General features: G+C 72.2%; 21 protein-coding genes. 13 read left to right on the top strand and 8 right to left on the bottom strand.

What is annotated here, in order from left to right:
• The first annotated feature begins 60 nt into the window (after positions 1 to 60).
• The 4 genes from cyc2 (at position 61) to ACFY9S_RS18110 (ending at position 5,480) form a co-directional block, all read left to right on the top strand.
• A complete protein-coding gene (cyc2, locus tag ACFY9S_RS18095) occupies positions 61 to 2,226 on the top strand; it encodes a germacradienol/geosmin synthase Cyc2 (protein WP_391129224.1) in 2,166 nt (721 codons plus the stop codon).
• Positions 2,227 to 2,536: 310 nt separating this feature from the next.
• A complete protein-coding gene (locus tag ACFY9S_RS18100; RefSeq protein ID WP_391129227.1) occupies positions 2,537 to 3,097 on the top strand; it encodes a PDZ domain-containing protein in 561 nt (186 codons plus the stop codon).
• A gap of 210 nt (positions 3,098 to 3,307) precedes the next feature.
• Complete coding sequence (locus tag ACFY9S_RS18105; protein WP_391129230.1) at positions 3,308 to 4,435, top strand: M24 family metallopeptidase; 1,128 nt, start codon at positions 3,308 to 3,310, stop codon at positions 4,433 to 4,435.
• A gap of 46 nt (positions 4,436 to 4,481) precedes the next feature.
• Positions 4,482 to 5,480, top strand: coding sequence for a phosphotransferase (locus tag ACFY9S_RS18110; protein WP_391129586.1), 999 nt, complete (start codon positions 4,482 to 4,484; stop codon positions 5,478 to 5,480).
• Positions 5,481 to 5,619: 139 nt separating this feature from the next.
• Here the strand turns inward: ACFY9S_RS18110 and treZ are convergent, their stop codons facing one another.
• Positions 5,620 to 7,365 carry a malto-oligosyltrehalose trehalohydrolase gene (treZ, locus tag ACFY9S_RS18115; protein WP_391129233.1) on the bottom strand — a complete coding sequence of 582 codons (1,746 nt, stop codon included), beginning with the start codon at positions 7,363 to 7,365 and terminating at the stop codon, positions 5,620 to 5,622.
• A 172-nt stretch (positions 7,366 to 7,537) separates the two neighbouring features.
• Here treZ and ACFY9S_RS18120 point away from each other — a divergent pair, with 172 nt between their 5' ends.
• From ACFY9S_RS18120 to ACFY9S_RS18130, 3 genes are all read left to right on the top strand, one after another.
• On the top strand, positions 7,538 to 8,089 hold the full coding sequence (locus ACFY9S_RS18120) for an FHA domain-containing protein (RefSeq protein ID WP_391129236.1): 552 nt from the start codon (positions 7,538 to 7,540) through the stop codon (positions 8,087 to 8,089).
• Positions 8,090 to 8,266: 177 nt separating this feature from the next.
• Positions 8,267 to 9,697 carry a M14 family zinc carboxypeptidase gene (locus ACFY9S_RS18125; RefSeq protein ID WP_391129239.1) on the top strand — a complete coding sequence of 477 codons (1,431 nt, stop codon included), beginning with the start codon at positions 8,267 to 8,269 and terminating at the stop codon, positions 9,695 to 9,697.
• Between the two features lie 228 nt (positions 9,698 to 9,925).
• On the top strand, positions 9,926 to 10,438 hold the full coding sequence (locus ACFY9S_RS18130; protein WP_391129589.1) for a GNAT family N-acetyltransferase: 513 nt from the start codon (positions 9,926 to 9,928) through the stop codon (positions 10,436 to 10,438).
• Between the two features lie 128 nt (positions 10,439 to 10,566).
• Here ACFY9S_RS18130 and ACFY9S_RS18135 read toward each other — a convergent pair whose 3' ends face one another.
• Together ACFY9S_RS18135 and ACFY9S_RS18140 are read right to left on the bottom strand one after the other, a co-directional pair.
• Positions 10,567 to 11,229, bottom strand: coding sequence for a response regulator (locus tag ACFY9S_RS18135; protein ID WP_391129242.1), 663 nt, complete (start codon positions 11,227 to 11,229; stop codon positions 10,567 to 10,569).
• A complete protein-coding gene (locus tag ACFY9S_RS18140; RefSeq protein ID WP_391129245.1) occupies positions 11,226 to 12,401 on the bottom strand; it encodes a histidine kinase in 1,176 nt (391 codons plus the stop codon). Before ACFY9S_RS18140 ends, ACFY9S_RS18135 begins: the two co-directional genes overlap by 4 nt.
• Positions 12,402 to 12,609: 208 nt before the next feature.
• Here ACFY9S_RS18140 and ACFY9S_RS18145 point away from each other — a divergent pair, with 208 nt between their 5' ends.
• A complete protein-coding gene (locus ACFY9S_RS18145) occupies positions 12,610 to 13,527 on the top strand; it encodes an ATP-binding cassette domain-containing protein (protein ID WP_391129247.1) in 918 nt (305 codons plus the stop codon).
• A complete protein-coding gene (locus tag ACFY9S_RS18150) occupies positions 13,527 to 14,351 on the top strand; it encodes an ABC transporter permease (RefSeq protein WP_391129250.1) in 825 nt (274 codons plus the stop codon). Before ACFY9S_RS18145 ends, ACFY9S_RS18150 begins: the two co-directional genes overlap by 1 nt.
• Before the next feature lie 55 nt (positions 14,352 to 14,406).
• Here ACFY9S_RS18150 and ACFY9S_RS18155 read toward each other — a convergent pair whose 3' ends face one another.
• The 5 genes from ACFY9S_RS18155 to glgX all read right to left on the bottom strand — a co-directional run bounded on the left by ACFY9S_RS18155 (position 14,407) and on the right by glgX (position 21,601).
• On the bottom strand, positions 14,407 to 14,667 hold the full coding sequence (locus ACFY9S_RS18155) for a hypothetical protein (RefSeq protein ID WP_391129252.1): 261 nt from the start codon (positions 14,665 to 14,667) through the stop codon (positions 14,407 to 14,409).
• Positions 14,668 to 14,677: 10 nt separating this feature from the next.
• Complete coding sequence (locus tag ACFY9S_RS18160) at positions 14,678 to 14,848, bottom strand: hypothetical protein (protein ID WP_391129254.1); 171 nt, start codon at positions 14,846 to 14,848, stop codon at positions 14,678 to 14,680.
• 728 nt (positions 14,849 to 15,576) lie between these two features.
• Positions 15,577 to 16,827, bottom strand: a complete 1,251-nt coding sequence (locus ACFY9S_RS18165; RefSeq protein WP_391129257.1) for a M14 family zinc carboxypeptidase — start codon at positions 16,825 to 16,827, stop codon at positions 15,577 to 15,579.
• A 110-nt stretch (positions 16,828 to 16,937) separates the two neighbouring features.
• Positions 16,938 to 19,307 carry a malto-oligosyltrehalose synthase gene (gene treY / locus ACFY9S_RS18170; protein ID WP_391129260.1) on the bottom strand — a complete coding sequence of 790 codons (2,370 nt, stop codon included), beginning with the start codon at positions 19,305 to 19,307 and terminating at the stop codon, positions 16,938 to 16,940.
• Between the two features lie 161 nt (positions 19,308 to 19,468).
• Positions 19,469 to 21,601, bottom strand: coding sequence for a glycogen debranching protein GlgX (glgX, locus tag ACFY9S_RS18175; RefSeq protein WP_391129263.1), 2,133 nt, complete (start codon positions 21,599 to 21,601; stop codon positions 19,469 to 19,471).
• A gap of 181 nt (positions 21,602 to 21,782) precedes the next feature.
• Between glgX and ACFY9S_RS18180 the strand changes: the two genes are divergently transcribed.
• The 4 genes from ACFY9S_RS18180 (at position 21,783) to ACFY9S_RS18195 (ending at position 26,207) form a co-directional block, all read left to right on the top strand.
• Complete coding sequence (locus tag ACFY9S_RS18180) at positions 21,783 to 22,631, top strand: Tat pathway signal sequence domain protein (RefSeq protein ID WP_391129266.1); 849 nt, start codon at positions 21,783 to 21,785, stop codon at positions 22,629 to 22,631.
• A 58-nt stretch (positions 22,632 to 22,689) separates the two neighbouring features.
• Positions 22,690 to 24,009 (top strand): copper amine oxidase, encoded by a 1,320-nt coding sequence (locus ACFY9S_RS18185; protein ID WP_391129269.1) that lies wholly within the window; start codon positions 22,690 to 22,692, stop codon positions 24,007 to 24,009.
• A gap of 102 nt (positions 24,010 to 24,111) precedes the next feature.
• Positions 24,112 to 25,353: an SAV2148 family HEPN domain-containing protein gene (locus ACFY9S_RS18190; protein ID WP_391129272.1), complete on the top strand. Its 1,242-nt coding sequence runs from the start codon at positions 24,112 to 24,114 to the stop codon at positions 25,351 to 25,353.
• Between the two features lie 131 nt (positions 25,354 to 25,484).
• On the top strand, positions 25,485 to 26,207 hold the full coding sequence (locus tag ACFY9S_RS18195; protein ID WP_102913256.1) for a 3'-5' exonuclease: 723 nt from the start codon (positions 25,485 to 25,487) through the stop codon (positions 26,205 to 26,207).
• Positions 26,208 to 26,245: the final 38 nt, after the last annotated feature.

The raw sequence follows: 26,245 nt of genomic DNA on the forward strand, positions 1-26,245 counted from the left end.
ATGGTGTGATCATGTGCGACTCGGTGGATGCCGTCGCGGGGCGCCGGGTAGGGCCCGGCCATGACGCAGCCGTTCGAACTCCCGCACTTCTACCTGCCGCATCCCGCGCGGCTGAACCCACACCTCGACGAGGCCAGGGCGCATTCGACGGAGTGGGCGCGCGAGATGGGCATGCTGGAGGGATCCGGAGTCTGGGAGCGGGCCGACCTCGACGCGCACGACTACGGCCTGCTCTGCGCCTACACCCACCCCGACTGCGACGGCCCCGCCCTCTCCCTCATCACCGACTGGTACGTGTGGGTCTTCTTCTTCGACGACCACTTCCTGGAGATGTACAAGCGCAGCCAGGACCGCACCGCCGGCAAGGCCCACCTGGACCGGCTGCCGCTGTTCATGCCGCTGGACCTGTTCGCTCCCGTGCCGGAGCCGGAGAACCCGGTCGAGGCGGGCCTCGCCGACCTGTGGGCGCGCACGGTGCCGAAGATGTCCGAGGACTGGCGCCGTCGCTTCGCCGTGGCCACCGAACACCTCCTCAACGAGTCGATGTGGGAGCTGTCCAACATCAACGAGGGGCGGATCGCCAACCCCGTCGAGTACATCGAGATGCGCCGCAAGGTCGGCGGTGCCCCCTGGTCGGCGGGGCTCGTGGAGTACGCGACCGCCGAAGTGCCCGCCGCCGTCGCCGGGACCAGGCCGCTCAGGGTCCTGATGGAGACGTTCTCCGACGCCGTGCACCTGCGCAACGACCTGTTCTCCTACCAGCGCGAGGTCGAGGACGAGGGCGAGAACAGCAACGGCGTGCTCGTCCTGGAGACCTTCTTCGGCTGCACCACCCAGGAGGCCGCCGACACCGTCAACGACGTCCTCACCTCCCGCCTCCACCAGTTCGAGCACACGGCGTTCACCGAAGTGCCCGCCCTGGCCCTGGAGAAGGGGCTCCGGCCGGACGAACTCGCGGCGGTGGCGGCGTACACCAAGGGGCTGCAGGACTGGCAGTCCGGCGGCCACGAGTGGCACCTTCGCTCCAGCCGCTACATGAACGAGAACGCGGTGCGCGGCGGCAGCCCGTGGCCGGGATGCTCCGGCATCGGCACCTCCGCCGCCGACGTCCGCGCCCTGCTCACGAAGGCCGGTGCCGAGCGTCTGCGCTCGTACACGCACGTGCCGTACCAGAAGGTCGGGCCGGCGCGGATCCCCGACATCCGCATGCCGTTCCCGCTGGAACTCAGCCCGCACCTGGACGGCGCCCGCCGGAGTCTGCGCCACTGGGTGGAGCGCATGGGCATCCTCGCCGAGGGCGTCTGGGACGAGGACAAGCTCCGCGCCTACGACCTCCCGCTCTGCTCGGCCGGCCTGGACCCGGACGCCACGCGCGAGGCCCTCGACCTCAGCGCGCAGTGGCTCGCTTGGGGCACCTACGGCGACGACTACTACCCGCTGGTCTACGGCCACCGCCACGACCTCGCCGCCGCCCGGCTGACCACGGCCCGCCTGTCCGACTGCATGCCGCTCGACGGGGCGGAAGCGCCCCTCCCGGTCAACGCCATGGAGCGCGGCCTGGCCGACCTGTGGGCGCGTACCACCGCGGGGATGACGCCCGAGGCGAAGCACACGCTGAAGGACGCGGTCGACGTCATGACCGAGAGCTGGGTGTGGGAGCTGTCCAACCATCTCCAGAACCGCGTGCCCGACCCGGTCGACTACCTGGAGATGCGCCGGGCGACCTTCGGCTCCGAGCTGACCCTGAGCCTGTGCCGGATGGGACACGGCCCGGCCGTCCCGCCCGAGGTCTACCGCAGCGGCCCCGTCCGCTCCCTGGAGAACGCGGCGATGGACTTCGCGTGCCTCCTCAACGACGTCTTCTCGTACCAGAAGGAGATCGAGTACGAGGGCGAGATCCACAACGCGATCCTCGTCGTGCAGACCTTCTTCGGCTGCGACTACCCGACCGGGCTCGGCATCGTGCACGACCTGATGAGCCGGCGCATGAGCCAGTTCGAGCACGTCGTCGAGCACGAACTGCCCATCCTGTACGACGACTTCCAGCTCACGGGCGAGGCGCGCGCGGCGATGCGGACGTACGTGGCGGACCTGCGGAACTGGCTGGCCGGGATCCTCCACTGGCACCGCGAGGTGGACCGCTACAAGGACGAGTGGCTGTCCCGCCGTGCCCACGGCTTCCTCCCGGACCGGCCGCCGGCCGTACCCGTGCCCGCTCTTCGCTGACCGCCCACCTGCCCCACGGCTCGTGCCGCGCCCCGGTCTCCACGGCTCGTGCCGCGCCCCGGTCTCCACAGCTCGTACCGCGCCCCGCGACCGGGTGCGGTACGAGCCGTGCCCGTGTTCGCGCCGCGTCCGCGCCGCGTCCGCGCCGCGTCCGGACCGCGTCCGGCCCCGGCCCCGGCCCCGGCCCCGGCCCCGGCCCCGGTCAGTCTCACTCGTTCGTGGCTCGTCGGCCGCCGATGTGCCGGGTAGTGCACCTGCCGTGATCGTTCCGGGTCCGCCGGAGGCGATCGGCACCATCCGGAGGCGAGCCATGGAACAGACCGCGCTGCGACCCAAGCCGATGCCGGGGCAGGAGCCCGACGGGCCGGCGCCGACGACGGGGCCCGGCCTGTCACGGCCCCGCCCGCACGCCGCCCGGCGACGGGGGAGACGGCTCCTCAACGTGCTGCTCGCCGGATGCACCGGCGCGGTCCTGGTGCTGTCCGGGATCGGCCTCGGGGCGATGGGCGCCACGGTGCTCGGAAAGGGCGGGCGCTTCGACCCGCGGGGGTGGCACACGGCCTCGCTCCCCGGCCCCTCGCCCTCCGCCGCTCCCTCCGCGCCCGCCGCCGCGACCCTCGGCGTGCAGGTCATGGACGCCCGGAAGCCGGGGGCCGTGGTCGTGGGGCTGCACGTCCCCGGGCCGGCCCAGGCCGCCGGGCTGGTGCGCGGCGACGTCCTCCTCGCCTTCGGCACGACCCGGATCGACACGGCCGCCGATCTGGTCCGGGCCGTCGCCCGCGCCCGCCCGGGGTCCGAGGTCAGGCTGACCGTCCGCCACCGCAGCGGCGGCTACGAGCAGCTGATTCTCGTACCGGCCGTCGCCGCCTGATGCACGCCCACACGGCACGACCGGGGACTCCGTGACGGCCTCGGCCGGGCCCCGATGGAAAAACCGCCACCGGGCATGAGCACGGACGCGTGAGCAGCCCTCCGTCGTCAGGCAGGTTGCCCGGGTGAATGCCCGCAGACGGCTCGCGCCGCCCCCTCCGGCGGGGCAGGATGCTGCCCGTAGCCCCTTCGCCCGTCCTGGGAGGCCCGGATGACCGGAAGCACGGCCGCGACCTTCACCGCCGACGACTACGGGGCCCGCATGGAGCGCGCCGCGCGGACGGCAGCCGAGGCCGGTCTCGCGGGTCTGCTGGTGGCCCCGGGGCCGGACCTGGTGTGGCTCACCGGTTACACACCCCCGGCGGTCACCGAGCGGCTCACCCTGCTGGTCCTCGCCGCCGGGCAGGACCCCGTCCTCGTCGTCCCCGCCCTGGAGGCCCCGGACGCGCACCGGGCGGCCGGCGCGGCCGCCCTGACCCTGCGCGACTGGACCGACGGCAAGGACCCCTACGCCGCCACCGCCGCCGTCCTCGACGCCTCCGGCCGGTTCGGCATCAGCGACAACGCCTGGGCCCTGCACCTGCTGGCCCTCCGGCAGGTCCTGCCCGGCAGCTCCTACGCCTCGCTCACCGAGGCCCTGCCGATGCTGCGCGCCGTCAAGGACACGGCCGAGCTGGACCTCATGGCGGCCGCGGGCGCCGCCGCCGACGCGACGTTCGAGGAGATCCGGAACGTCCCCTTCGCCGGCCGCCGGGAGTCCGACGTGGCCGCGGACCTCGACCGGCTGCTGCGCCGGCACGGACACGAGCAGGTCGACTTCACCATCGTCGCCTCCGGCCCCAACGGCGCCAACCCGCACCACGAGGCGGGCGGCCGGGAGATCGCCCGCGGCGACATGATCGTCCTCGACTTCGGCGGTCTGCGGGACGGCTACGGCTCCGACACCTCGCGCACGGTCCACGTCGGCGAGCCCACCGACGAGGAACGCCGCGTCCACGACATCGTGCGCGAGGCCCAGGAGGCCGGCTTCCGCGCGGTGCGGCCCGGGGCCGCCTGCCAGGACGTGGACCGGGCCGCCCGCCGGGTCATCGCCGACGCCGGCTACGGCGAACACTTCATCCACCGCACCGGACACGGCATCGGCGTCACCACCCACGAGCCGCCCTACATGATCGAGGGCGAGGCACGGCCCCTCGTGCCCGGCATGTGCTTCTCCGTCGAACCCGGCATCTATCTGCCCGGCCGGTTCGGAGTCCGCATCGAGGACATCGTGACCGTGACCGAGGACGGCGGGCGGCGCCTGAACACCACCACACGTGAGCTGGTCATAGTGGAGTGAGGCCCCGATGTCCCCTGCCCGCCTCCCGAACGGCAACGGCGCGACCATGACCCAGGCACCCACACCCACCGCGGACACCGTCCGCCGGCTGGTCCTGTCCCTCCTCAAGGACGCCAAGGACGGCAAGAACGTCAAGGACGCCGGAGACGACGCGGGCGGCCGGGGCGGGCGTAAGGCCCGGCAGGGCGAGAGCGGCCCCGGCCCCGACGTCCGGCCCGCCACCGAGGACGCCGAACCCGTCACCTGGTGGGTCGGCTCCCGGCACGTGCTGCGCCTCGCCCCCGACCGCGAGGCCACCCTGCGCCAGCGCCGCGAACTGCGTCTGCGCGACCTCGTCCGCCAGCACGTCCCGCCGGCCGTGCCCGTGAGCGTCGCACACGGCGAGTGGGCCCCCGGCCTCGGCTACACGCTGGACACCAAGGTGCCCGGGGGCTCGGGGGAGGAGCACGACGTGTCCGCCGTCGGCGAGGCCGATCTCGCCGGGCTCCTGACGGGTCTGCGCGAGGTGCCGGTCCGGCAGGCCGAGACGCTCGGTCTGCCGCGCGCCGCACCCCGCTCCCTGGAGGCGCTGCGCCGTTCCGCCGTACGCGCCGCCGAACGCCTCGCCAGGGCCGACGAGTTCGACGCCGCACGCCTGAACCAGCTCACCCCGCCCGCAGCGTCCCAGCTCGCCGCCCAGGCCGGCTCCGCGGTCCTCACCCACCGCGCCCTCACGGGTGGCCATCTCGTGGTCAGCGCCGACGGCCGGGTGCGCGGTGTCCTCGGCTGGGCCGGCGCCGTCGTCGGTGATCCGGCCGAGGACATCGCGGGCCTCGCGCTCGCCGTCGGATCGCCCGCCGCCGTACGCGCCGCCACCCTCGCCGGTTATGGCGCCCGCCCCTGCCTGCGCGGCCTGTGGCTCGCCCGCTGCGACACCGTCGTCCGCCTGGCCGAGGACCTCACCGGCAAGAACGCCACCCTCCTGCGCACCCGGCTGCGCCGTGCCTGGGAGCCGATCCTGCTGGAACGGGTGACGGACCTGGGGGACGCGGACGACGCCCTGTAGCGGGCATCGTCCTGCTCCACGGGGACGCCATCCGTCCGCGCCGCGGTGGGCGGCGCCCCATCGCGAGGCCGGCGCTCCTCGCGCGCCCGTCCTTGAGGCGGGGCGCAGGACGCGAAACCGTGCTGACCACGCCCGGCCCTCAGTCCTGTGCCAGCACCACGGCCGACTCCCCGGGCAGCCGCACCGCACCGTCCGCCCCGGGTGTCTCCACCGGCTCCCACGCGGCCAGTACGCGCGCGTGGGGCACGCCGAGCGGCAGGACGGCCGGCTCGGGGGCCAGGTTCACCGCGACCAGGACGTCCCCGCGCCGGAAGGCGATCCAGCGGTGTTCCTCGTCGTAGGCCACCTTGGTGTCGGCGAGGTCGGGATCGGTCAGGTCCGGCTGCCCGTGGCGCAGGGCGAGGAGCTGCCGGTACCAGGCCAGCACGCGCGCGTGGGGCTCGCGCTCCGGCTCGGACCAGTCGAGGCAGGAACGGTCCCGGGTCGCCGGATCCTGCGGGTCGGGCACGTCCTCCTCCTTCCAGCCGTGCTCGGCGAACTCCCGCCGCCTGCCCCGCCGTACGGCATCGGCCAGCTCCGGATCGGTGTGGTCGGTGAAGAACTGCCAGGGTGTGCCCGCCGCCCACTCCTCGCCCATGAACAGCATCGGTGTGAAGGGCGCCGTCAGGATCAGCGTGGCCGCGCAGGCGACAAGCCCCGGGGAGACGAGGGCCGAAAGCCGGTCCCCCTGGGCCCGGTTGCCGACCTGGTCGTGGGTCTGGCCGTAACCGAGCAGCCGGTGCCCGGCCACCCGCGTCCGGTCCAGCGGGCGCCCGTGGCGGCGCTGACGGAAGCTGGAGTACGACCCGTCGTGGAACCAGCCGCCGGTCAAGGTCTTGGCGAGCCCGCCGAGCGAAGCACGCGCGAAGTCGGCGTAGTACCCCTGCGACTCGCCGGTCAGCGTGGTGTGCAGGGCGTGGTGGAAGTCGTCGTTCCACTGCGCGTGCAGCCCGAGGCCGCCCTCGGTGCGGGAGGTGATGAGGCGCGGGTCGTTCAGGTCCGACTCGGCGACCAGGAACAGCGGCCGGCCCGTCTCGGCGGCCAGGGCGTCCACGGCCGTCGACAGCTCCTCCAGGAAGTGGAGCGCGCGGGTGTCCACCAGCGCGTGCACCGCGTCCAGGCGCAGCCCGTCGATCCGGTAGTCGCGCAGCCACGCCAGCGCGCTGCCGAGCAGGTACGCGCGCACCTCGTCCGAGCCGGGCGCGTCCAGATTGACCGCGGCGCCCCAGGGGGTGTGGTGGGTGTCCGTGAGGTACGGGCCGAACACGGGCAGGTAGTTGCCGGACGGACCGAAGTGGTTGTGCACCACGTCGAGCACCACGCCCAGGCCGAGTTCGTGGGCCCGGTCGACGAAGCGCTTCAGCGCCTCGGGCCCGCCGTACGGCTCGTGCACCGCCCACAGCGAAACACCCTCGTAGCCCCACCCGTGGGTGCCCGGGAAGGGGCACAGCGGCATCAGTTGCACGTGTGTGACGCCCAGTTCGGCGAGGTGGCCGAGCCGCTCGGCGGCCGCGTCCAGGGTGCCCTCGGGCGTGTAGGTCCCCACGTGCAGCTCGTACAGCACCGCACCGGGCAGCGGCCGTCCCCGCCACGCCGCCCGCCACGCGTAGCGCTCGTGGTCGACGACCGCGCTCAGCCCGTCCGGGCCGTCCGGTTGCCGCCGCGAGCGCGGATCGGGCCGCACGGGCCCGTCGTCCAGCGCGAAGCCGTACCGGGATCCTTCGCGCGCCTCGGCCTCGCCCCGCCACCAGCCCGCGCGTTCCGGATCGCGCTGCATCGCGTGTGTGACGTCGTCGCACTGGAGCGTCACTCGGCCGGCCTGTGGTGCCCACACCTCGAACTGCACGGACGGTTCCCCTTCGTCTGCTCACCGTGATGTAGCCCGTCCATGGTGCGGCAAACGAGATCAATCCGCTGGCGCATCCACCCATTTGCGGCGGGTCTCCCCGGCTACGCGCGTGTGGCGGCCGATTTCCCGTTTTCTGGACAGCCCGGCCGCGCTGCCCGACAATCACCCAGTGACGTCGTCCTTCGAGTTCAACACGTTCCCCGCGCGGCTCTCCGACGCGGAGCGCGACCGGGTGCTGAAGGTGCTCCGCGACGGTGTCGCCGTGGGCCGGCTGTCCCACGACACGTTCGTCCGCCGCATGGAGCTGGCGCTCGCCGCCCGCCGCCCGGACGAACTCGCCGCGCTCACCGCCGACCTGCGCACGGAGAGCCGGTTCGCGCGCCTGGTGTTCGGCACCGTCGAGGCCGTCTCCGGGTTCTCCGTACGGCTGCGCCGGGCCTGGCACGCCGAGCGGCTGCCCAAGCTGCAGCTGCCCCACCCGTCGCACGACCATCCGCTGCGCATAGGCCGCGACCCCGGCAGCGGACTGCGCCTCAGCCACGAGACCGTCTCCCGCGTACACGCCGAACTCCGTCACCAGGGCGGCCTGTGGGTCCTGCGCGACCTCGGCTCCACCAACGGCACGACGGTGAACGGACGGCGCGTCGTCGGAGCGGCCGTCGTCCGCGAGGGCGACCAGGTGGGCTTCGGCCGGATGACGTTCCGCCTGTCGGCGGGCTGACGTTCCGGCTGTCGGTCGGCTGAGGTTCCGGCTGACCGGAAACACAGCCACGCCTCAGCTCTGGCCTGGGCATTACCGAAAGTCCGTCCCGCGAGGGTGGCTGAAATACCTGTGTCGTCCACGGTGTTGACGAACTCCCGAAGTCGTGACTCACTGTGCGTACGCCATCTACACCTGGTGAACCGGCGGCAACCACAGGGGAGGTGTGTCCTGCCACCCCTCCTGCGCTACCCGAGCGTCGACGAACTGAGCGCCGGGGCCGCCGCCCTCGTCGCCCGCCACCCCCGTGACGCCCGGCTGCGCCGGGTGGGCACCTCCCGCGCGGGCATCCCCATGTGGCTCCTCTCCGTGGGACACGGCAGCCGTCAGGCCCTGGTCGTCGCCGGTCCGCACGCCAACGAACCGGTCGGCGGTGCCACGGTGCTGCGCCTGGCCGAACGCGCCCTGGCCGACCCGCGTCTCACCGAGGGCGCCGACGCCACCTGGAACCTGCTGCTGTGCCTCGACCCGGACGGGTCGCGCCGCAACGAGGGCTGGCTGCCGGGCCCGTACACGCTCGGCCGGTACATCCGGAACTTCTTCCGGCCCGGCTTCCTGGAGCAGCCCGAGTGGCTGCCCGACGGCGCGGCCGGCGCAGCCCTGCCGGAGACCCGTGCCCTGCTCGGCCTCCAGGACGAACTGCGCCCGTTCCTCCAGTGCTCCCTGCACGGCGTCGACATCGGCGGCGGCTTCGTCGAGCTCACCCACGACCTGCCGGGCTTCGACCGGCGTCTCGCCCATATCGCCGCCCGCCTCGGCATCCCCCGCGAACTCGGCGCGTACGACGCCCTGTACTGGCCCGGCCTCGGCCCCGCCGTCTACCGGATCCCGCCACCGCGCCGCGCCGACCTGGCCGCCGCCATAACAGAGGCCGCCGTCGAGTCCACGTGGTTCCACCCGTACCGGCACGGCACCGTCACCGCGGTCGTCGAGGCGCCGATGTGGGGTGTGACGGCCGTGGCGGACGGCTCCCCGCCCGCGGACCGGGACGCTGAGCTGCGGGCCGTCAGCCGCACCCTGCGCCACGACACGGACCTCCTGCGGCACCTGCTGGCCAGGATCCGGCCGCACCTCGCCACCGTTCCCGACGCGGCCCGCCTGCTCGCCCCGGTCGACGACTACCTCCTGGTGTGCCCCGGCCTGGCCGACGCCTGGGACCCCGACACCGGTGACAACCCGGCCCACCCGCTGCCGCCCCTGAGCACCGCCCACCTGGTCGCCCTGCGCATTTCCGGGCGCCGGCTGGCGCTGCGCACGGCGGGGCTGCTGCACCAACTGGTACGGGCCGCCGGCCGCGACCCGGCCGGGGCGCTGCCGGCGCTGGACCGGCTGATCGACCAGTGGTGCGCCGACTACCGCGACGGCTGCGGGGCGCGCTGGATCCCGGTGGCCCGCCAGGCCGAATACCAGACCCGCGTGGTGCTCGCCGCGTTCGAACTGGCCGGGCGCCGCCCGCGAGCCCGCTCCGGCTCGGGCGAGCCGGTGCCTTCTGGGCGCACGCCTGCCCGGGATGATCACGGATCTTCCTCTGACCAGAGCGCTGAGCGTGAGGGACACCTGGCGAAGTAAGATGTGCCCGCGTGTGCTTGACGAACCCAGCCGGACGACCTCCACGAAGGCGTACGCCCTGGCGCCGCGCGGCAGCGCCTCCAGGGTGCAGGCGATCGCGGGCAGCGCTCACGTTTCTGACAGTCGCCCAGCTCCCTGATCAGGCCACTGCGAAACGGAGGTGACAGGCGATGTCTGCTGAGGAAGACTCGCGTCGTGCGTGATCGTGTAGATGCTTCCTCTGGCCTGGTGTTGCGGAGATGGACGACTGAGGATGCCCTGGCGCTGATGACCGCGTTCGCGGACCCGCTCATGCGTGGACAGTCCATCGAGCCGGTTGATTCTGTGCGGGCCGCTGAGCGGTGGATAGCGGCTCGTGGTGACCAATGGGTCGCGGATTCTGCCTATTCCTTCGCCGTCGTCGATGGTGGTGGCCTCGTTCTCGGCCAGGTATGCGTCGGCTCGGTGGATCGGCGTCATGCCGTTGGATGGGTGTCCTACTGGACGACGGCAACGGCTCGTGGCCAGGGCGTAGCTTCCCGTGCCTGCTGTGCTGTGGCCCGCTGGGCTTTCGACGATGCCGAACTCTTCCGGCTGGAGCTTGGGCACCGGGTGAACAATCCCGCCTCATGCGGTGTGGCTCGCGCTGCCGGCTTCACGGTGGAAGGACAGCAACGACAGAAGCTCGAGTACGACGGTGTGCGCTTCGACGTGGAACTCCATGCGCGACTGGCAACGGATAGGGAGCCTGTGTCGCTGTGAAAAGGCGGTACGGAACGGCCCGCTGCCCGCGGGTTTCGACGGGCCGTCGGATGAGTGCCCGCATCTTGGCGGGTTCTTCAGCTCGGGCTCAGGTGCCGGCGATTTCACCATGGGGCCGGGGGACGCCATCAGCGAGGCGATGTGACGAGCCCCGTCTCATAGGCGGTGATGACCAGCTGGACCCGGTCCCGGGCGCCCAGTTTGGCGAGCAGCCGTGACACGTGCGACTTGGCGGTGGCCACCGTGATGAAGAGGTCCTCGGCGATCTCGGTGTTCGACCGGCCACGTCCGACCAGGGTCAGCACTTCCCGTTCCCGCTCGGTGATGCCCTCGACCGACCGCGGGGAGCGCTCCGAGACAGCCGCAGGGCGCCTGATGAAGTCCGCGATCAGACGGCGCGTCACACCCGGCGCGATGAGTGCGTCGCCGGCGGCGACGACGCGGATCGCCGCGAGGATGTCGTCCAGCGCCATGTCCTTGACCACGAACCCGCTCGCGCCGGACCGGAGCGCGCCGTAGACGTAGTCGTCCTCGTCGAACGTGGTCAACACGAGGACGCGTGTGGTTGCCGGACCGGCCGTGATCAGGCGGGTGGCCTCGATCCCGTCCATGCCGGGCATCCGGATGTCCATGACCACGACGTCGGGGCTGGTGTCGCTCACCAGTTGGACGGCCTCGGCGCCGGTGGCGGCTTCACCGACGACCTCCAGGTCGGTGTGATCGGCCATGAGCACGCGCAGGCCGGACCGCACCAGGGGCTGGTCGTCGGCGAGCACCACCCGGACGGTCATCGGGCCTCCACCGGAACCCCGACGGGTGCGGGCAGCGGCAGCCGGGCCGCCACCCGGAAGCCGCCCTCGGGGCGCGGCCCGGCGCTGAGCCGGCCGCCCAGCAGACCGACCCGCTCCCGCATCCCGATGATGCCGAAGCCGTGGGCCGAGCCGTTCCCGGTGGCGCCACGCCCGTCGTCGACGACCTCCACGGACAGCTCCTCGTCTCCGTAATCGATGGCCACCCGGCAACGCCCGGTGCCCGCGTGGCGGACCACGTTGGTCAGCGCCTCCTGCACGATGCGGTAGGCGGACAGGTCGATGTCGGCCGGCACAGGACGCCGCTCTCCGCTGCAGCGCACCTCGACGCGTACCCCCGCGTCCGCGATCGCTGCCGCCAGCCGTTCGACGTCCGCCAGCCCCGGCGAGGGTGCGAGCGGTGACTGCTCCGAGGCGGTCGCGCCCCGGTCGGCCTGACGGAGCGACACCAGCGTACGCCGAAGCCCCGACAGGGTCTCTCTGCTGGTGACCTCGATGGCGCGCAGGGCCTCGCGTGCCTCCGCCGGCTGGGTCCGGATGACCCGGCCGCCCACACCGGCCTGAATGGCGATGATGCCGATGCTGTGCGCGACCATGTCGTGCAACTCCCGTGCGATCCGCAACCGTTCGGCCGTCACGGCCTCGGCCACCTCCTGCGCGCGCAGGGCCACCGCGTGCTTGCGGCGCTCGCGACTCAGCAGACCTGCCATGCAGGACGCGGCCGTCGCGAGGAAGGCGATCACCGCGTTGACCGTCAGGTTGTCCCCGTGCGCGAAGCCGCCGATCACCAGGAGTTGCACGGCGACAGACACGGCCACGGCGACAACAGAAGCGCGCCGTACGCAGGTGGCAACGATGAAACCCAGCACGAGGTCCACCGCCAGATACGACAGAAACTGGCCCTGGTACGACGCCGCCAGGCTCTCCTGGTCGGAACTCGGAGGGCCCACCACCGCAGCAGTGGACCCTAGGAGTGCCATGGCCAGAGCCAGCAGCGGCATCCGGCGCACCACGCCGGCGAGCAGGCTCACAGCCAGCAGTGCCCCGACACCGTGCACCGTGCCCGACGCCCGCGGCGCGCCCCCCACCAGCAGACCCACCACGAGGAGGTAACAGACACCCCCCGCCCAGGCCACGGCCTTCGTTCTGATCATCGGCGGCGTTCCCTGGCGGGAACAACACCGTGATGCGAGACGCGCACAGGCAGCGAAGTGGTCGTCATGGGGTTCACGCCGCGAGACTAACCGGCGACCGCCAGCCCGGCATCAGCCCGGGGACGTACGCCCACGGGCCAATGCGGCCGCATGATTGCCGCCCACGGCCCCCTGTCCGGACGGGGGCCCGCTCGGCAGTGTGGGTGCCGTGATCGAAGTCAAGGAACTCACCAAGCGCTACGGCGGCAAGACGGCCGTCGACCATCTGTCTTTCACCGTGCGGCCGGGGCGGGTCACGGGATTCCTCGGCCCCAACGGAGCCGGCAAGTCCACTACCCTGCGGATGATCCTCGGCCTGGACGCGCCCACCACCGGCGCCGCCACCGTCAGCGGCGTCCCCTTCCACCGCCACCCACGCGGACTGCGGCACGTCGGCGCCCTCCTCGACGCCGGACAGATCCACGGCGGACGCAGCGCCGCCGCCCACCTGTCCGCTCTGGCCCGCAGCAACGGCATCCCGCGGCGCCGGGTGGACGAGGTCCTTCAGGAGGTGGGGCTGGCCGAGGTGGCGAACCGCCGCATCGGCGGATTCTCCCTCGGCATGAAGCAGCGCCTCGGTATCGCCACCGCCCTGCTCGGCGACCCGCCCGTGCTGATCTTCGACGAGCCGATCAACGGCATGGACCCGGAGGGCGTGCTCTGGGTACGCCGCCTCTTCCGGCGCCTGGCCGCCGAGGGGCGCACGGTCTTCCTCTCCAGCCACCTGATGTCGGAGATGGAGAACACCGCCGACCACCTGGTCGTCATCGGCAGAGGCCGGCTCATCGCCGCCGAGTCACTACGGGACTTCGCGGCCCGCGGCACCCGTAGCAGCGTCGTGGTGGGGACACCGCAGGCCGCCGAGCTGGCAGCCGTGCTGACCGCGGCGGGCGCCTTTGCCGAGCCGGAGGGCTCCGCGGGCGCCGAGAAGCTCGCCGTGACCGGGCTCACGGCTCAGCGGATCGGAGCGCTCGCCTTCGAGAACGGTATCCGGCTGGACGAGCTGACCACCCGCACCGCCTCAGTGGAGGCGGCCTTCATGGAACTCACCGCCGACAGCATCGAATACCAGGCAGGACAGCCCTGATGACCACACTCGCCTCCGTCCCCCCGACCGCCTCCCTCATCGGGCCACCCGCCCGCTTCCGCGACCTGCTCGCCTCCGAGTGGATCAAGATGCGGTCCCTGCGCTCCACCCCGTGGACCATCATCCTCACCGTCCTGTTCGTTATCGGGTCCTCTGCCGTGGCCACGCTCACGGACAACGCGGACCCCTCCGGCTCCGCTGATTTCCTTCCCCATGTCACCTATCCGCCGGCCGGCTACTGGACGCTGACGCTCGTCGCCGGCGTCATCGGGGCCCTCACCGTCGTGAGCGAGTACAGCAGCGGGCTGATCCGCACCACCACTGTGGCCGTCCCCGCCCGTGGCTCGGTGGTGCTGGCCAAAGCGGCCGTCACCGCCGCGCTGTGGACCGCGGTCGGCACAGCCGTCTCCACCGGTTCCTTCCTGGTCTCCCAGGCCATCCTCGACGGGCGGCACGCCGGGGTCCCGCTCACCCACCCCGGGGTGTTCCGGGCGCTGGTGGCATCCGCGCTGCTGGCCCCGGTCTGCGCACTGATCGGTCTCGGCCTCGGCGTTCTGCTCCGGCATGGCGCCGCGACCATGGTCACCAGCGTCTTCACCCTGCTGATGCTGCCCCCCATGTTCTCGGAGAGCGATCGCTGGTCGGCGGACGTCAACCACGCGATGGTACTGGCCGCCTGGAAGCGCCTGATCCAGAACTGGGAGGCGGATCCCGGATCCCTGGGGTACACCGCCACGGTCCCCGGCTCCTGGATCGTGTACGCGCTCTGGCCGCTGATCACAGTCGCACTCGCCGTGCTCGTCGTGCGGCACCGCGACGTGTGAGTGCGACTCCGGAGGCGGGGTCCCGGTAGCTCGTCGCAGCTTTGATGACGGTCTCTCACAACTGTGACGCGCCCGCCGCCAGCGCCTGCCGCACCCGGGGCGGGAAGACCGCCGCGAAGTACCACACCACGCGCTCTTGGGCGGCGAGCCGAATCGGGACGAAACCCGCCCCGATGACACAGCCGGGCCGCTGAGCGAGCGACGAGGTGGGGAACTCGTCGGCGGGGCTCCCCTTCACCGGTCGCGCAGCCTCGTCGCTGCGCGCGGAATCCGTACGCGCGAGCGGTGGTGTGGGACGCACCCAGGTGCGTCCCACACCACCCTCCTCACAGCAGACCCAGTGCCTGCTCGATACGGAGCACCAGTGGCGCAACCGCGATGAAACCGCCGCCGCCCCAACCCAGAGCGGCGGGGAGCTCGACGCCGGCTGCTGCCCCGATGATGCCGACGGTGAGCGCAGCGACGATGCCGATGAGAACTGCGATGATCACGGCCATGATGTTCACCGTGGTCGTTACGGGAGGACGCTGCGGGCTCATCGCTGTGCGCCCCCCGGTTTCTCGATCATGTAGTGATCATTGTTCATGTGTACCTTCATGAGTGGGCCCCCTTGGTGGCTCGAAGGAAAGGACCCTGTCTGCTGAATCCCCGGCAAGGTTGCAAGCAGGCAGGGTTCTTGCCGATCGCCCGAGCCATTGCGGTGTCCGCCGCGGCCCCGGCGTTCTCAACTGAAGCACACCGTTCGGGCGTTATGACTGGTGGCGCAACAGGGGGCGCACCATGCGCCCCGGCTGGACCGGAACACTTGATGCAGCTGTGATAGGCGAGTTGAAGCTTTGAGCGGCCTTTACCGAAAATCGCCGTGAGAACAGATGCAGATGTGGCGCATGCGTCAATTCAAAAAGCTGTTGAAGCAAGCCCGTGGCATGGCTGCGGGAACACGCGGACAGCGGCTGTGAGCACGGCGTCCAGCAGGCTCGGCCACGTCTCCGCGGGAGTACCGTCACGCAGGAAAGCATGCTCCGCAGGCTCGTGCTTTACTGCGCCCCTTCATGCTTGCGTGCGCCTTCCGTGCAATTTGCTGGCCTCCAGAAGCTCTCCGGCTGGTGATCTCGCTACTGGCAGCCCTGCCGCCGCTCCCTCATACCAGGGCGCTGGGACCATTGCGCGGCTGTGGCGACCGGGCCGGTGCCGCGCGTGCCCGACGTGAATTTTCATCAGCCTTCTAACACGCCCTCTCGCGCGCGTGCAGTGCCGCCGCGACGACCGTGCGGGACTGGTGCTCCACCTGGTGCTCCAAGGGCACCCAGCGGGCGCGGAAGCGCTCCGCGAAGGCGTCGCTCCAGGTCGAGACGAGCTCCTCCAGCTGCTTCGCCGCCTCGTCGTCGGTCCCGCGCAGCACCCGCAGCAGCATGGCCGCCGCCCGCAGCGGCACGCGGCGGGCGAACGCGTCCACGCTGCCGACGTACGCCCGGGTGAGGTCGGCGGGCGGGGTGTGGGCCAGGTCGGAGGCCAGACCCGGAACCAGCTCCAGCCCCCAGCGGGCGGCCCGCAGCAACGGCCCGTCCAGCTCCGCCAGCCGGGGCAGCGCACCGTCGAGCACCCGCGTCACCTCCAGCGCGTCGCGCTGGAGCCGGCACGCCAGCCGCCCGATCGCCGCCGCCGGAGCCGGATGCGGAGCCGGGTCGTCCACCAGGTCGCTGGCCCACATCGGCACCTCGACCACCGCGGTCAGCCCGCCGTACCGGTGGGCGTGGTACCAGGTGCTGTGCCGCGCGTCGTCCGGCAGGCTCGGGTACGCCGGCCCCACCCCGGGCGCGGGCATGACATGCACGCCCGGCCCTGACGCGGGCCAGCCCGCGGCGTCCGACGCGCCGGTCTCCACCGGGATGTGCAGCTCCGCCGCGGACTTCGCGAACGGCTCGGCGAGTCCCGGCACGTCCTTCGTCAGCTGCACCCAGCTGCCGCCCAGGTCCGTGCCGTGCAGGGTGACCTGCAGATACGGGCGCAGTTCGTCGATGACGCCCGTCAGGGCCCGGGTCTCGGGCGGCAGCCGGTCCGGCGGCAGCACGGACGGCGCCCACTCGGGCTGCTCCGGGCCCGCGGGCCGGAAGAACCCGAGGTGGTAGTCGTACAGACTGCGCGGCGCCGGCGTGATGTGCAGGCTCGCCCCGTCGGGGTCCGCGCACAGCAGGAAGTGCCAGGAGATGCCGTCACGCAGCTCCCGCTGCTCCAGGACCCGCCGGGCCAGCGCGAGCAGGGTGCAGGAGCCGGTCGGCTCGTTGGCGTGGGCACCGGCCACCACCAGCACGGCGCGGTGGGCGCGGCCCACGGACAGCAGGTGCAGGGGCCTGCCCGCACGCGAGGCACCCACCTGCCGAAGGGTGCACACGCCGGGACGCTGAGCGGTCAACGCCCGGGCAGCAGAGACCTGTTCGGTCACCGTCGGGTAGCGCAGCTCCGGCAGGACACTCACCCCCGTCACATCCGCCCGAGTTCGCCATCGCAGTACCCCACGGCCATGGTGCGGTGTCAAGGGCCCGGCGGGGGAGGCTCCGGGGGGCGCCCGGAAGCATGGCCCCGCCCTCAGCCGTCCACCCTCTCCAGCAACGCCACCGGCACCCTGGCGAACAGTTCCTCCACGCGCGCGTGCCCCGTGAACTCCCGCCCCGGATCCAGCGCGTCCGCCCAGCGGCCCGGTGGCAGCGGCAGCCGTGTGTCCCGCCACCCGCCCGACTCCGTGAGCCGCAGGGACAGGCGGGTCACGGCCGTCAGTACCGCGCCGGAGCGGACGAACGCCAGGCAGTGGGCCGCCGCCGGGCCCTCGGCCGGCAGGGCCTCGTACGTCGCCGTGTCGCCGAAGACGCCGGGCCGCCGGGCCCGCAGCGCCAGCGCCGCCCGGGTCACCGCCGCCTTCTCCCCGGACGTGCCGCCGGACTCCGCGGGCGGGAAGTCCACCGCCCGCCGGTTGTCCGGGTCGACCAGTGCCCGGTACTCGGCCTCCGTGCCCTGGTAGACGTCCGGCACGCCCGGCATCGTCAGCTGCACCAGGGCCGTGCCCAGCACGTTGGCCCGGATGTGCGGCGCCAGCGACTGACGGAACGCGGCGACCCGCTCGCCCGGCGCCCCGCACGGCCCGGCCGCCACGAACCGCTCAACCGCCTCCTCGTACGGCGGCTCCTGCTCGGTCCAGCTCGTGTACAGGCCCGCCTCACGCACGTGCTTCAGCAGCGCCCCCTGCACCCGCTCCCGCGCCCCGGACGCCGGGCCGAGGCCGAACACCGTCTGCCAGGCCGCCCACGCCAGCTGGGCGTCCGGCACACCCTCCCCGGTGCGGGTCACCTCCGCGAGGACGTCCGCCCAGCGCTCCGGGCACTCGGTGAGCACCTGCAGCGCCGCCCGTACGTCGGCACTGCGCTTGGTGTCGTGCGTGGTGGCCACCGTCCCGGTGGCGGGCCAGTCCCGCTGCACGCGCGCGCAGTACGCGTGGAACTCCTCCGGCGACAGCGCGGGCGCGCCCGGGTTGCCGCCCACCTCGGTCGCCGACAGCAGCGGCACGTACCGGTAGAACGCCGTGTCCTCCACCGACTTGGCCCGCAGCGCCGACGAGGTCTGCGCGAACCGCGTGCGGAACTCCAGCTGTGCGGGCCCGTCGCCGTACCGCCCCAGCACCAGGTCCCGGACGACGTCCACCGCACCGGCCTCCTCGGGCACGGCGAAGGCCTGCCGGGCCTCGGCCGCTGCCTCCTGCGTGACCACGGACGCGGCGTCCACGGACTCGTACGGCCGGTAGACCTCCAGGCGGACCAGGAGCTCCTGGAGGGCGGTGCGCAGCGCCCAGGGCGCGCGGTCGCGCAGCGCCGGCTCGGGCGAGGTCGCGCACAGCCGGGCCGCCACCCGCGTCAGGCGTTCCGTCTCGGTCGCCAGCTCGTGCGTGAGGACCTTGTACGCCGCCCGCCGCACCGTCGCGTCCCACTGCCCGCCCCGGTCCGTCTGCGGAGCCGCGAAACGCCGGTAGCGCCCCAGCAGGTCCCCGAACCCGGCGGGGTCCGTGAAGACCCCGTCCACCTGCCGCAGGGCGTCGTACCCGGTGGTCCCCGCGACGGGCCAGGATGCCGGCAGGTGCTCACCGTCGGCCAGGATCTTCTCCACGACCGTCCAGCGCCCCCCGGTCGCCTCGTGCAGCCGCCGGAGGTAGCCGTCGGGGTCGGCGAGCCCGTCGGGGTGGTCGATGCGCAGCCCGTCGATCACGCCCTCGTGCAGCAGTTCGAGGATCTTGTCGTGGGTGGCCTCGAACACCTCCGGATCCTCCACCCGCACCCCGATGAGCTCCGAGATGCTGAAGAACCGCCGGTAGTTGAGCTCGGTCCGGGCCAGCCGCCACCACACCGGGCGGTACCACTGGGCGTCCAGCAGATGCGGCAGCGGCAGGTCCTCGGTGCCCTCGCGCAGCGGGAGGGCGTGGTCGTAGTAGCGCAGCACGTCACCGTCGACGCGCAGCTCGTCGAGCACCTCGCCCAGGGGCCCGCCGAGGATCGGCAGCAGCACCTGACCGTCCTGTGCCTCCCAGTCGATGTCGAACCACCGTGCGTACGGCGACTTCGGGCCCTCGCGCAGCACCTCCCACAGCGCGCGGTTGTGGCGCGGGGCCATCGCCATGTGGTTCGGGACGATGTCCACCACCAGCCCCAGCCCGTGCTCGCCCGCGGTGCGCGCCAGCGCCCGCAGCCCCTCCTCGCCGCCCAGCTCCTCGCGCACGCGCCCGTGGTCGACGACGTCGTAGCCGTGCGTCGAGCCCGGCACCGCCTCCAGGACCGGGGACAGATGCAGGTGCGAGACGCCGAGCGAGGCCAGGTACGGCACGACGGCCGCGGCTGCTCCGAACGGGAAGTCGGGCTGCAGCTGCAGCCGGTACGTGGCCGTGGGCACCGCCGGGTCAAGTCGCTCAGGTGTCATGGAACGTACGTACCCGCCCCGCCGCCGTTCGTGTCATCGCCCGCGCCGGCTGCGCCGCGCGTCGCCCGGACGGGTGGCTTCCGGGCGACGCGCACGCGCCGTGCGGTCAGACGGGCCACCGGAGCACCGTCGTGCTCCGGTCCGTCCAGCCGGGCGGGCGGTCAGACGGGCCGCTGGAGGACCGTCATGCTCCGGTCCGTCAGGGTCAGCCGGTCCCCGGCCTGCACCTTCGGGCCGGTGCCCGAGGGCACACCCTCGGGGAGCGCCGTGTCGACCACGACCTCCCACTGCCGCCCGTGATCGACCGGAACCACGAACTGCAACGGCTTCGGCGAGGCGTTGAACATCAGCAGGAACGAGTCGTCGGTGATGCGCTCCCCGCGGGCGCCCGGCTCGGAGATCGCGTTGCCGTTGAGGAACACCGTCAGCGCGGACGCCCGCGCCGAGTCCCAGTCCCGCTGGGTCATCTCCCGGCCGCCCGGGGTGAACCAGGCGATGTCGGACAGGTCGTCGTGCGTGCCCTCCACGGGCCGGCCGTGGAAGAAGCGCCGGCGGCGGAAGACCGGGTGGTTGCGGCGCAGCCAGACCATCGCACGGGTGAAGGCCAGCAGCTGCCTGTCCGGGCCTTCCCCGGCGTCCTCTGCCTCCTCGGGCCACTCCACCCAGGCCAGCTCGTTGTCCTGGCAGTAGGCGTTGTTGTTGCCGCCCTGGGTGCGGGCGAACTCGTCGCCGTGGCTGATCATGGGCACGCCCTGGGACAGCATCAGCGTCGCGATGAAGTTCCGCATCTGCCGAGCCCGGAGCCGCAGCACGTCCGGGTCGTCGGTCCCGCCCTCGACGCCGCAGTTCCAGGACCGGTTGTGGCTCTCGCCGTCCCGGTTGTCCTCGCCGTTGGCCTCGTTGTGCTTGTCGTTGTAGGCCACCAGGTCGTGCAGGGGGAAGCCGTCGTGGCAGGTCACGAAGTTGATCGAGGCCAGCGGGCGGCGCCCGTCGTCCTGGTACAGGTCGGACGAGCCGGTCAGCCGCGAGGCGAACTCCGCGAGGGTGCGCTGCTCGCCCCGCCACAGGTCGCGCACGGTGTCCCGGTACTTGCCGTTCCACTCGGTCCACAGCGGCGGGAAGTTGCCCACCTGGTAGCCGCCCTCGCCCACGTCCCACGGCTCGGCGATCAGCTTCACCTGCGAGACCACCGGGTCCTGCTGCACCAGGTCGAAGAACGACGACAGCCGGTCCACCTCGTGGAACTGCCGGGCGAGCGTCGCCGCCAGGTCGAAGCGGAAGCCGTCGACGTGCATGTCCGTGACCCAGTACCGCAGCGAGTCCATGATCAGCTGGAGCACGTGCGGGGACCGCATGAGCAGGGAGTTTCCGGTCCCTGTCGTGTCCATGTAGTAGCGGGGGTCGTCCGTCAGCCGGTAGTAGCGCGAGTTGTCCAGGCCCTTGAAGGACAGAGTCGGGCCCAGGTGGTTGCCCTCGGCGGTGTGGTTGTAGACCACGTCGAGGATCACCTCGATCCCGGCCTCGTGCAGCGCCTTGACCGCCGACTTGAACTCCAGCACCTGCTGGCCCCGGTCGCCCCAGGACGCGTAGGCGTTGTGCGGGGCGAAGAAGCCGATGGTGTTGTAGCCCCAGTAGTTGTTCAGGCCCATGTCGACCAGTCGGTGATCGTTCACGAACTGGTGTACGGGCATCATCTCCAGGGCGGTCACCCCGAGCTCGGTGAGGTGCTCGATGATCGCCGGGTGCGCGAGGGCCGCGTAGGTGCCGCGCAGCTCCTCCGGGAGCCCCGGGTGGCGCATGGTGAGGCCCTTGACGTGGGCCTCGTAGATCACCGTGTGGTGGTACTCGGTGCGCGGGCGCCGGTCGTCGCCCCAGTCGAAGTAGGGGTTGACCACGACCGACGTCATCGTGTGCGGCGCGGAGTCGAGATCGTTGCGCCGGTCGGGGTCGTCGAAGTGGTAGCCGTAGACCTCCTCGCCCCAGCTGATCGAACCGCTGATCGCACGCGCGTACGGGTCGAGCAGCAGTTTCGCGGAGTTGCAGCGCAGCCCGCGTTCCGGGGCGTACGGGCCGTGCACCCGGAACCCGTACCGCTGCCCCGGCATGATGCCCGGCACGTACGCGTGCCGCACGAACGCGTCGCTCTCCCGGAGCTCGATCGCCGTCTCCGAGCCGTCGTCGTGGAGCAGACACAGCTCTACTCGGTCCGCGGCCTCCGAGAAGACCGCGAAGTTGGTACCGGCGCCGTCGTACGTGGCACCGAGTGGATACGCCTCGCCAGGCCAGACCTGCATGTATACGACTCTTTCAGGTGTGCGGCGCCGGTGGGGACGCCTTGGTCCCGAGTCTCCCCGAAAGTGAGGGAACCTCCTATGACTTATCTCCCTCTTACCGAGTGACCAGTGCATACGCGGTATGCCGAACTCTTGGGGCAAACACATACTCCCGGGGCTGTTGGGGGAGTAGGGGGAAGACGTGCGCAACATAGTGCACCGCCACCTGGGCAAGATGGTGGCCGGTACGGCCATCGCGGTGGCGGGGACCGCCGCGATGGTAGCGGTGACCCTGCCGGGCACGGCGGGGGCGGACGACACCGGGACCCGGGCGGGGCAGTCCGTCCCGCAGGACGCCGGGGCGGCCGGGGCGGCCGGGGCCGCCGGGACCGGTGATGCGGCGGCGGGCGGCCGGGCCGTGGCGCCGGGGGTCGTCGAGGCGGCGCCCGCAGAAGGGCGGCAGGGCAAGGGTCGCGATCCGCTGACCGACGACGAACTGGAGCGGGCCGAGAAGATCGCCCTCAGCCGGCAGCTGTTCCGGAGCGGTGAGAGCGTGGACGGGGACCGCGGCCCGCAGCCCCTCGGCGTCGACCTCGCCGAACCCGAGGCCGACGAGGTCGGCAAGCCCGACGCGCCCCGCCGTGCCGACGTGACGTTCTACGACTACCGGGACGACACCCTCGTCACCCGGACCGTCGATCTCGGCACCGGCAAGGTGGTGGCGACCGGCAGCCAGCACGGCGTCCAGCCGCCCCTGAGCCGCGCGGAGAAGGCCGAGGCGGCCGCTCTCCTGATCGCCGACCCGCTCGGCTCGGGGCTGAAGGCCGACTACAAGGACGCCACCGGCAAGGCGCTCACCTCCCCGGACCAGCTCCAGCTCAGCGGAGCCGTCTACCGGGCCGCGTCGGGCGCGCAGCCCGCCGTGCTCGACAAGTGCGGAGAGCACCGCTGCGTCCGGCTGTTCCCGAAGATCAAGAACGGTCCGTGGGTCGACGCCCGGCAGCTGGTGATCGACCTGAGCGCCCGCAAGGCCGCCCGGCTCGACCGCTGACCCGCCCGCTTCGCTCACCCGTCCACCCCGCTCCTCCTCGTCAGGGAGTCATCTCGTCATGCGCGTGAACAGCAACACCAAGGCCCGCACCCGGGCGGCCGCGGGACTGACCGTGGCCGCGCTGGCCGCGGGTGCCACGGCCGGCGCGGGACCGGCCACCGCCCAGCCGAAGGCCGCCCCCGCCGCGGCGGCCGCCGACTGCAGCGCCGCCTACCGCATCGAGCAGAAGCTCTCCTCCGGAACCACCTGGCGGATGTGCTGGCGCTACGACGGCAAGGCGGGCCTCGTGCTGGAGAAGATCTCGTACCAGCCCAAGGGCGAGCCCAAACCGATCAGGGTCCTCAACAGCGCCCGGCTCGGGCAGATCCACGTCCCCTACGACGACGGCAACATCGAGTACGACGACCTCACCGGCTTCGACTTCGCCCAGGGCCTGATGAACCTGACGCCGGGCGAGTGCCCCGGCGGCACCATCAAGACCGTCAAGGTCCCGGACTCCTGGAACGAGGACCCGAACGTCAAGGGCCTGTGCACCACCACCCGTTCCCGCGGCCACGCCTACCGCATGCAGGGCGACACCGCGAACAAGGTCTTCCAGGCCCAGGGCAAGGACCTCCTCGTCTACACGGTCAACCAGGTCGGCTGGTACGAGTACATGACCGAGTGGCGCTTCCAGGACGACGGCGCGATCACCATGAACGTCGGCGCCACCGGCAGCCTGTCCTGGGACGACTACGACGCCGGCGACGGCCGCGGCTGGCCCATCGGCAAGGGCGCGAGAGCCAAGTCCACCAGCCACAGCCACAACGCCTTCTGGCGGCTCGACTTCGCCCTGGACGGCTCCACGAAGAACCGCGTCGAGCAGTACGACTCCACCGTCAGCGCGCCCACCCGGGGCCAGCGCGCCCCCACCACCAAGACCACGCGCACCAAGGTGACCAAGGAACTGGCGGGGGACAGCAAGAACTACCGCTGGTGGCGCATGGTCAGCGCGACCGGCAAGAACAAGGACGGACACGCGCGCTCCTACGAGATCGTCCCCGGGCCCACGACCAAATACCCGGGCCGCAGCTACACCAAGCGCGACCTGTACGTCACGCAGTACAACAAGTGCGAACTGTTCGCCAGCCACAACCCCGGCAACTGCGGCCCCGGAGCGGGGAAGTCCGTGGACAAGTGGGTGAACGGACAGGCCTTGACCCACCCGGTGGTCTGGATGAACATCGGCTTCCACCACATAGCCCGGGACGAGGACCAGCAGCCCATGCCCGTCCACTGGCAGGGCTTCTCCATCGCCCCGCGCGACGTCACCGCCATGAATCCGCTCACTCCGGCGGAGCTCGGCTGGCAGAACGGGCACTGGCAGCCCCGCCGTTGAGATCGACCCTGCCCATCCGGCTGCACCGCCGACCGCTCCCGGAGTACCCTTCCTTGATCGTTGACAAGGGGAGTGCTCGGGGGAGCGGAAGGCGGTGCGCGGGTGGGCTCGGGAGGGCTGGAGCTGCCCCCTGGTGACGAGGGTCACGAGGGGCACTCCGCAGACGTCCCGACCGGTGCCGTGTCCTTGGCGCGGCCGATGGACGCGACGGGCTCGATCGGCCCGGAGCTGGACTGGGACGCCGACGCCTGGCGCGAGGTGCGCACCCGCGCCCAGCGGGCCGGCCGGGCCTACATCTGGCTCAACCTCGTCGAACAGCGGCTGCGCGCGGTGGTCGCCGCCGTGCTGCGGCCCGTCTACGAACCCGTCCACGGCGAGGACTGGGTGGTGGCCGCAGCCGGACCGGCCGGCCAGGAGTGGGTGCAGCGCGCGGTGGCCGTCCGCGAGGTCAGCCGCCGCAAGGGCTACCTGCTCGACCCGGCCGACGACAACGTGCTCTCCTTCCTCACCCTGCCCCAGCTGCGCGAGCTGATGGTGCAGCACTGGCCGTGCTTCGAGCCCTACTTCGACGACCGCCGGGACGTCGAACTCGCCCTGGACGAGCTGGAGGTCACCCGGAACGTCGTCTCCCGCAACCGGGCCCTGTCCGAGGCCGTGCTGAGCCAGGCCGAGCGGGCCTCGGCCCGGCTGCTGGAGATGCTCGGCGCGGGCGGTGACGTGCCCTCCGCGCGCCGGCTGCCCATCGACGCGGTCGAGGACCTGGTCGGCGACCGGTACGCCGACGTGGTCGCCGTCCATTCGGACCGGGTGCGGCTGATGCGGCAGTTCCCCGCCGAGGACATCTTCGGGGGCGCCCGCCGCCTCGACGCCATCGGCATCGGCCTCAACCTGCTCGTGCAGAACTTCTCCGGCCGGCGGCTGGTGCGGCTGGCCGAGTCCGGCTGCCGGGTCAGGCTGCTGTTCCTCAACCCGGCCTCCAGCGCGGTCAAGCGCCGCGAGCGGGAGCTCGGCATCAAGCGCGGCGAGCTGAGCCGGGCAGTCGAGATGAACATCCTGCACATGCGCCGGGTGCGCGCCCGGCTGCGCGACCCGGGGGCCTTCGAGATCCAGGTCTTCGACGAGACCCCCCGCTTCACGGCGTATCTCGTGGACGGCGACGGCGCGGACGGCATCGCGGTCGTGCAGAGCTATCTGCGCCGCACCCGGGGCATGGAGGCGCCCGTCTTCGTCCTGCGCAACAGCGGCAAGGTGGTCAAGCCGGGTGAGATGGACGAAGCGGGCCTCTTCCCCACCTATCGCGAGGAGTTCGAGGTGATGTGGGCGGATTCACGTCCGGTGTCCTGAACTGTGCCGTGCTGCACGGTGGTTCCGGGGCCTGCCGCCGCGGGTAAGCGGAACGCGGTCCTCTGGTTGTCAGTGGTGCGTGGGAAGGTGGGGACCACTGGGGGAACGCACCACAAGAAGGGGGACGGCCCATGGGCTGGCACCGGGAGCTGCTGGTCGGCTTCGACCTGGAGACGACGGGCACCGATCCGCGCGAGGCGCGCATCGTCACGGGGGCCGTGATCGAGGTCAGGGGCGGAGAGCCGATAGGGCGCCGGGAGTGGCTGGCCGACCCGGGAGTGCTGATCCCCGAGGACGCGGTGGCGGTGCACGGCATCAGCAACGAGCGGGCGGCGGCCGAGGGCAGACCCGCCGACCAGGTGGCGGACGCGCTGGCCGACGTCCTCACCTCCTACTGGAAGACGGGCGTGCCGGTCGTCGCCTACAACGCGGCCTTCGACCTCACCCTGCTCTCCGCGGAGTTGCGGCGGCACGGCCTGCCGTCGCTGCGCGACCGTCTGGGCGGCGCGGACCCGGCGCCGGTCATCGACCCGTACACCATCGACCGCTGGGTCGACCGCTACCGCCGAGGCAAGCGCAACCTCGAGGCGGTCTGCGCCGAGTACGGCGTCGTCCTGGACGCGGCCCATGACGCCATGGCCGACGCCCTGGCGGCGGCCCGCCTGGCCGGCGCGATAGCCGACCGCCACCCCAAGATCGCCACCCTCGGCCCGGCGGCCCTGCACCACCGCCAGATCGAGTGGTACGCGCAGTGGGCGGCGGACTTCCAGGCCTTCCTGCGCGGCAAGGGTGATCCGACCGCTTCCGTCGACGGGACGTGGCCCCTGCGGGAGCCGGCGGACGAGCCGGTCTGAGGCGTCTGCCGGGCGGCCGGGCGATCACACCTTCAGGC

The organism is Streptomyces sp. NPDC012474 (genome assembly GCF_042955185.1).
Classification (GTDB): domain Bacteria; phylum Actinomycetota; class Actinomycetes; order Streptomycetales; family Streptomycetaceae; genus Streptomyces; species Streptomyces cahuitamycinicus.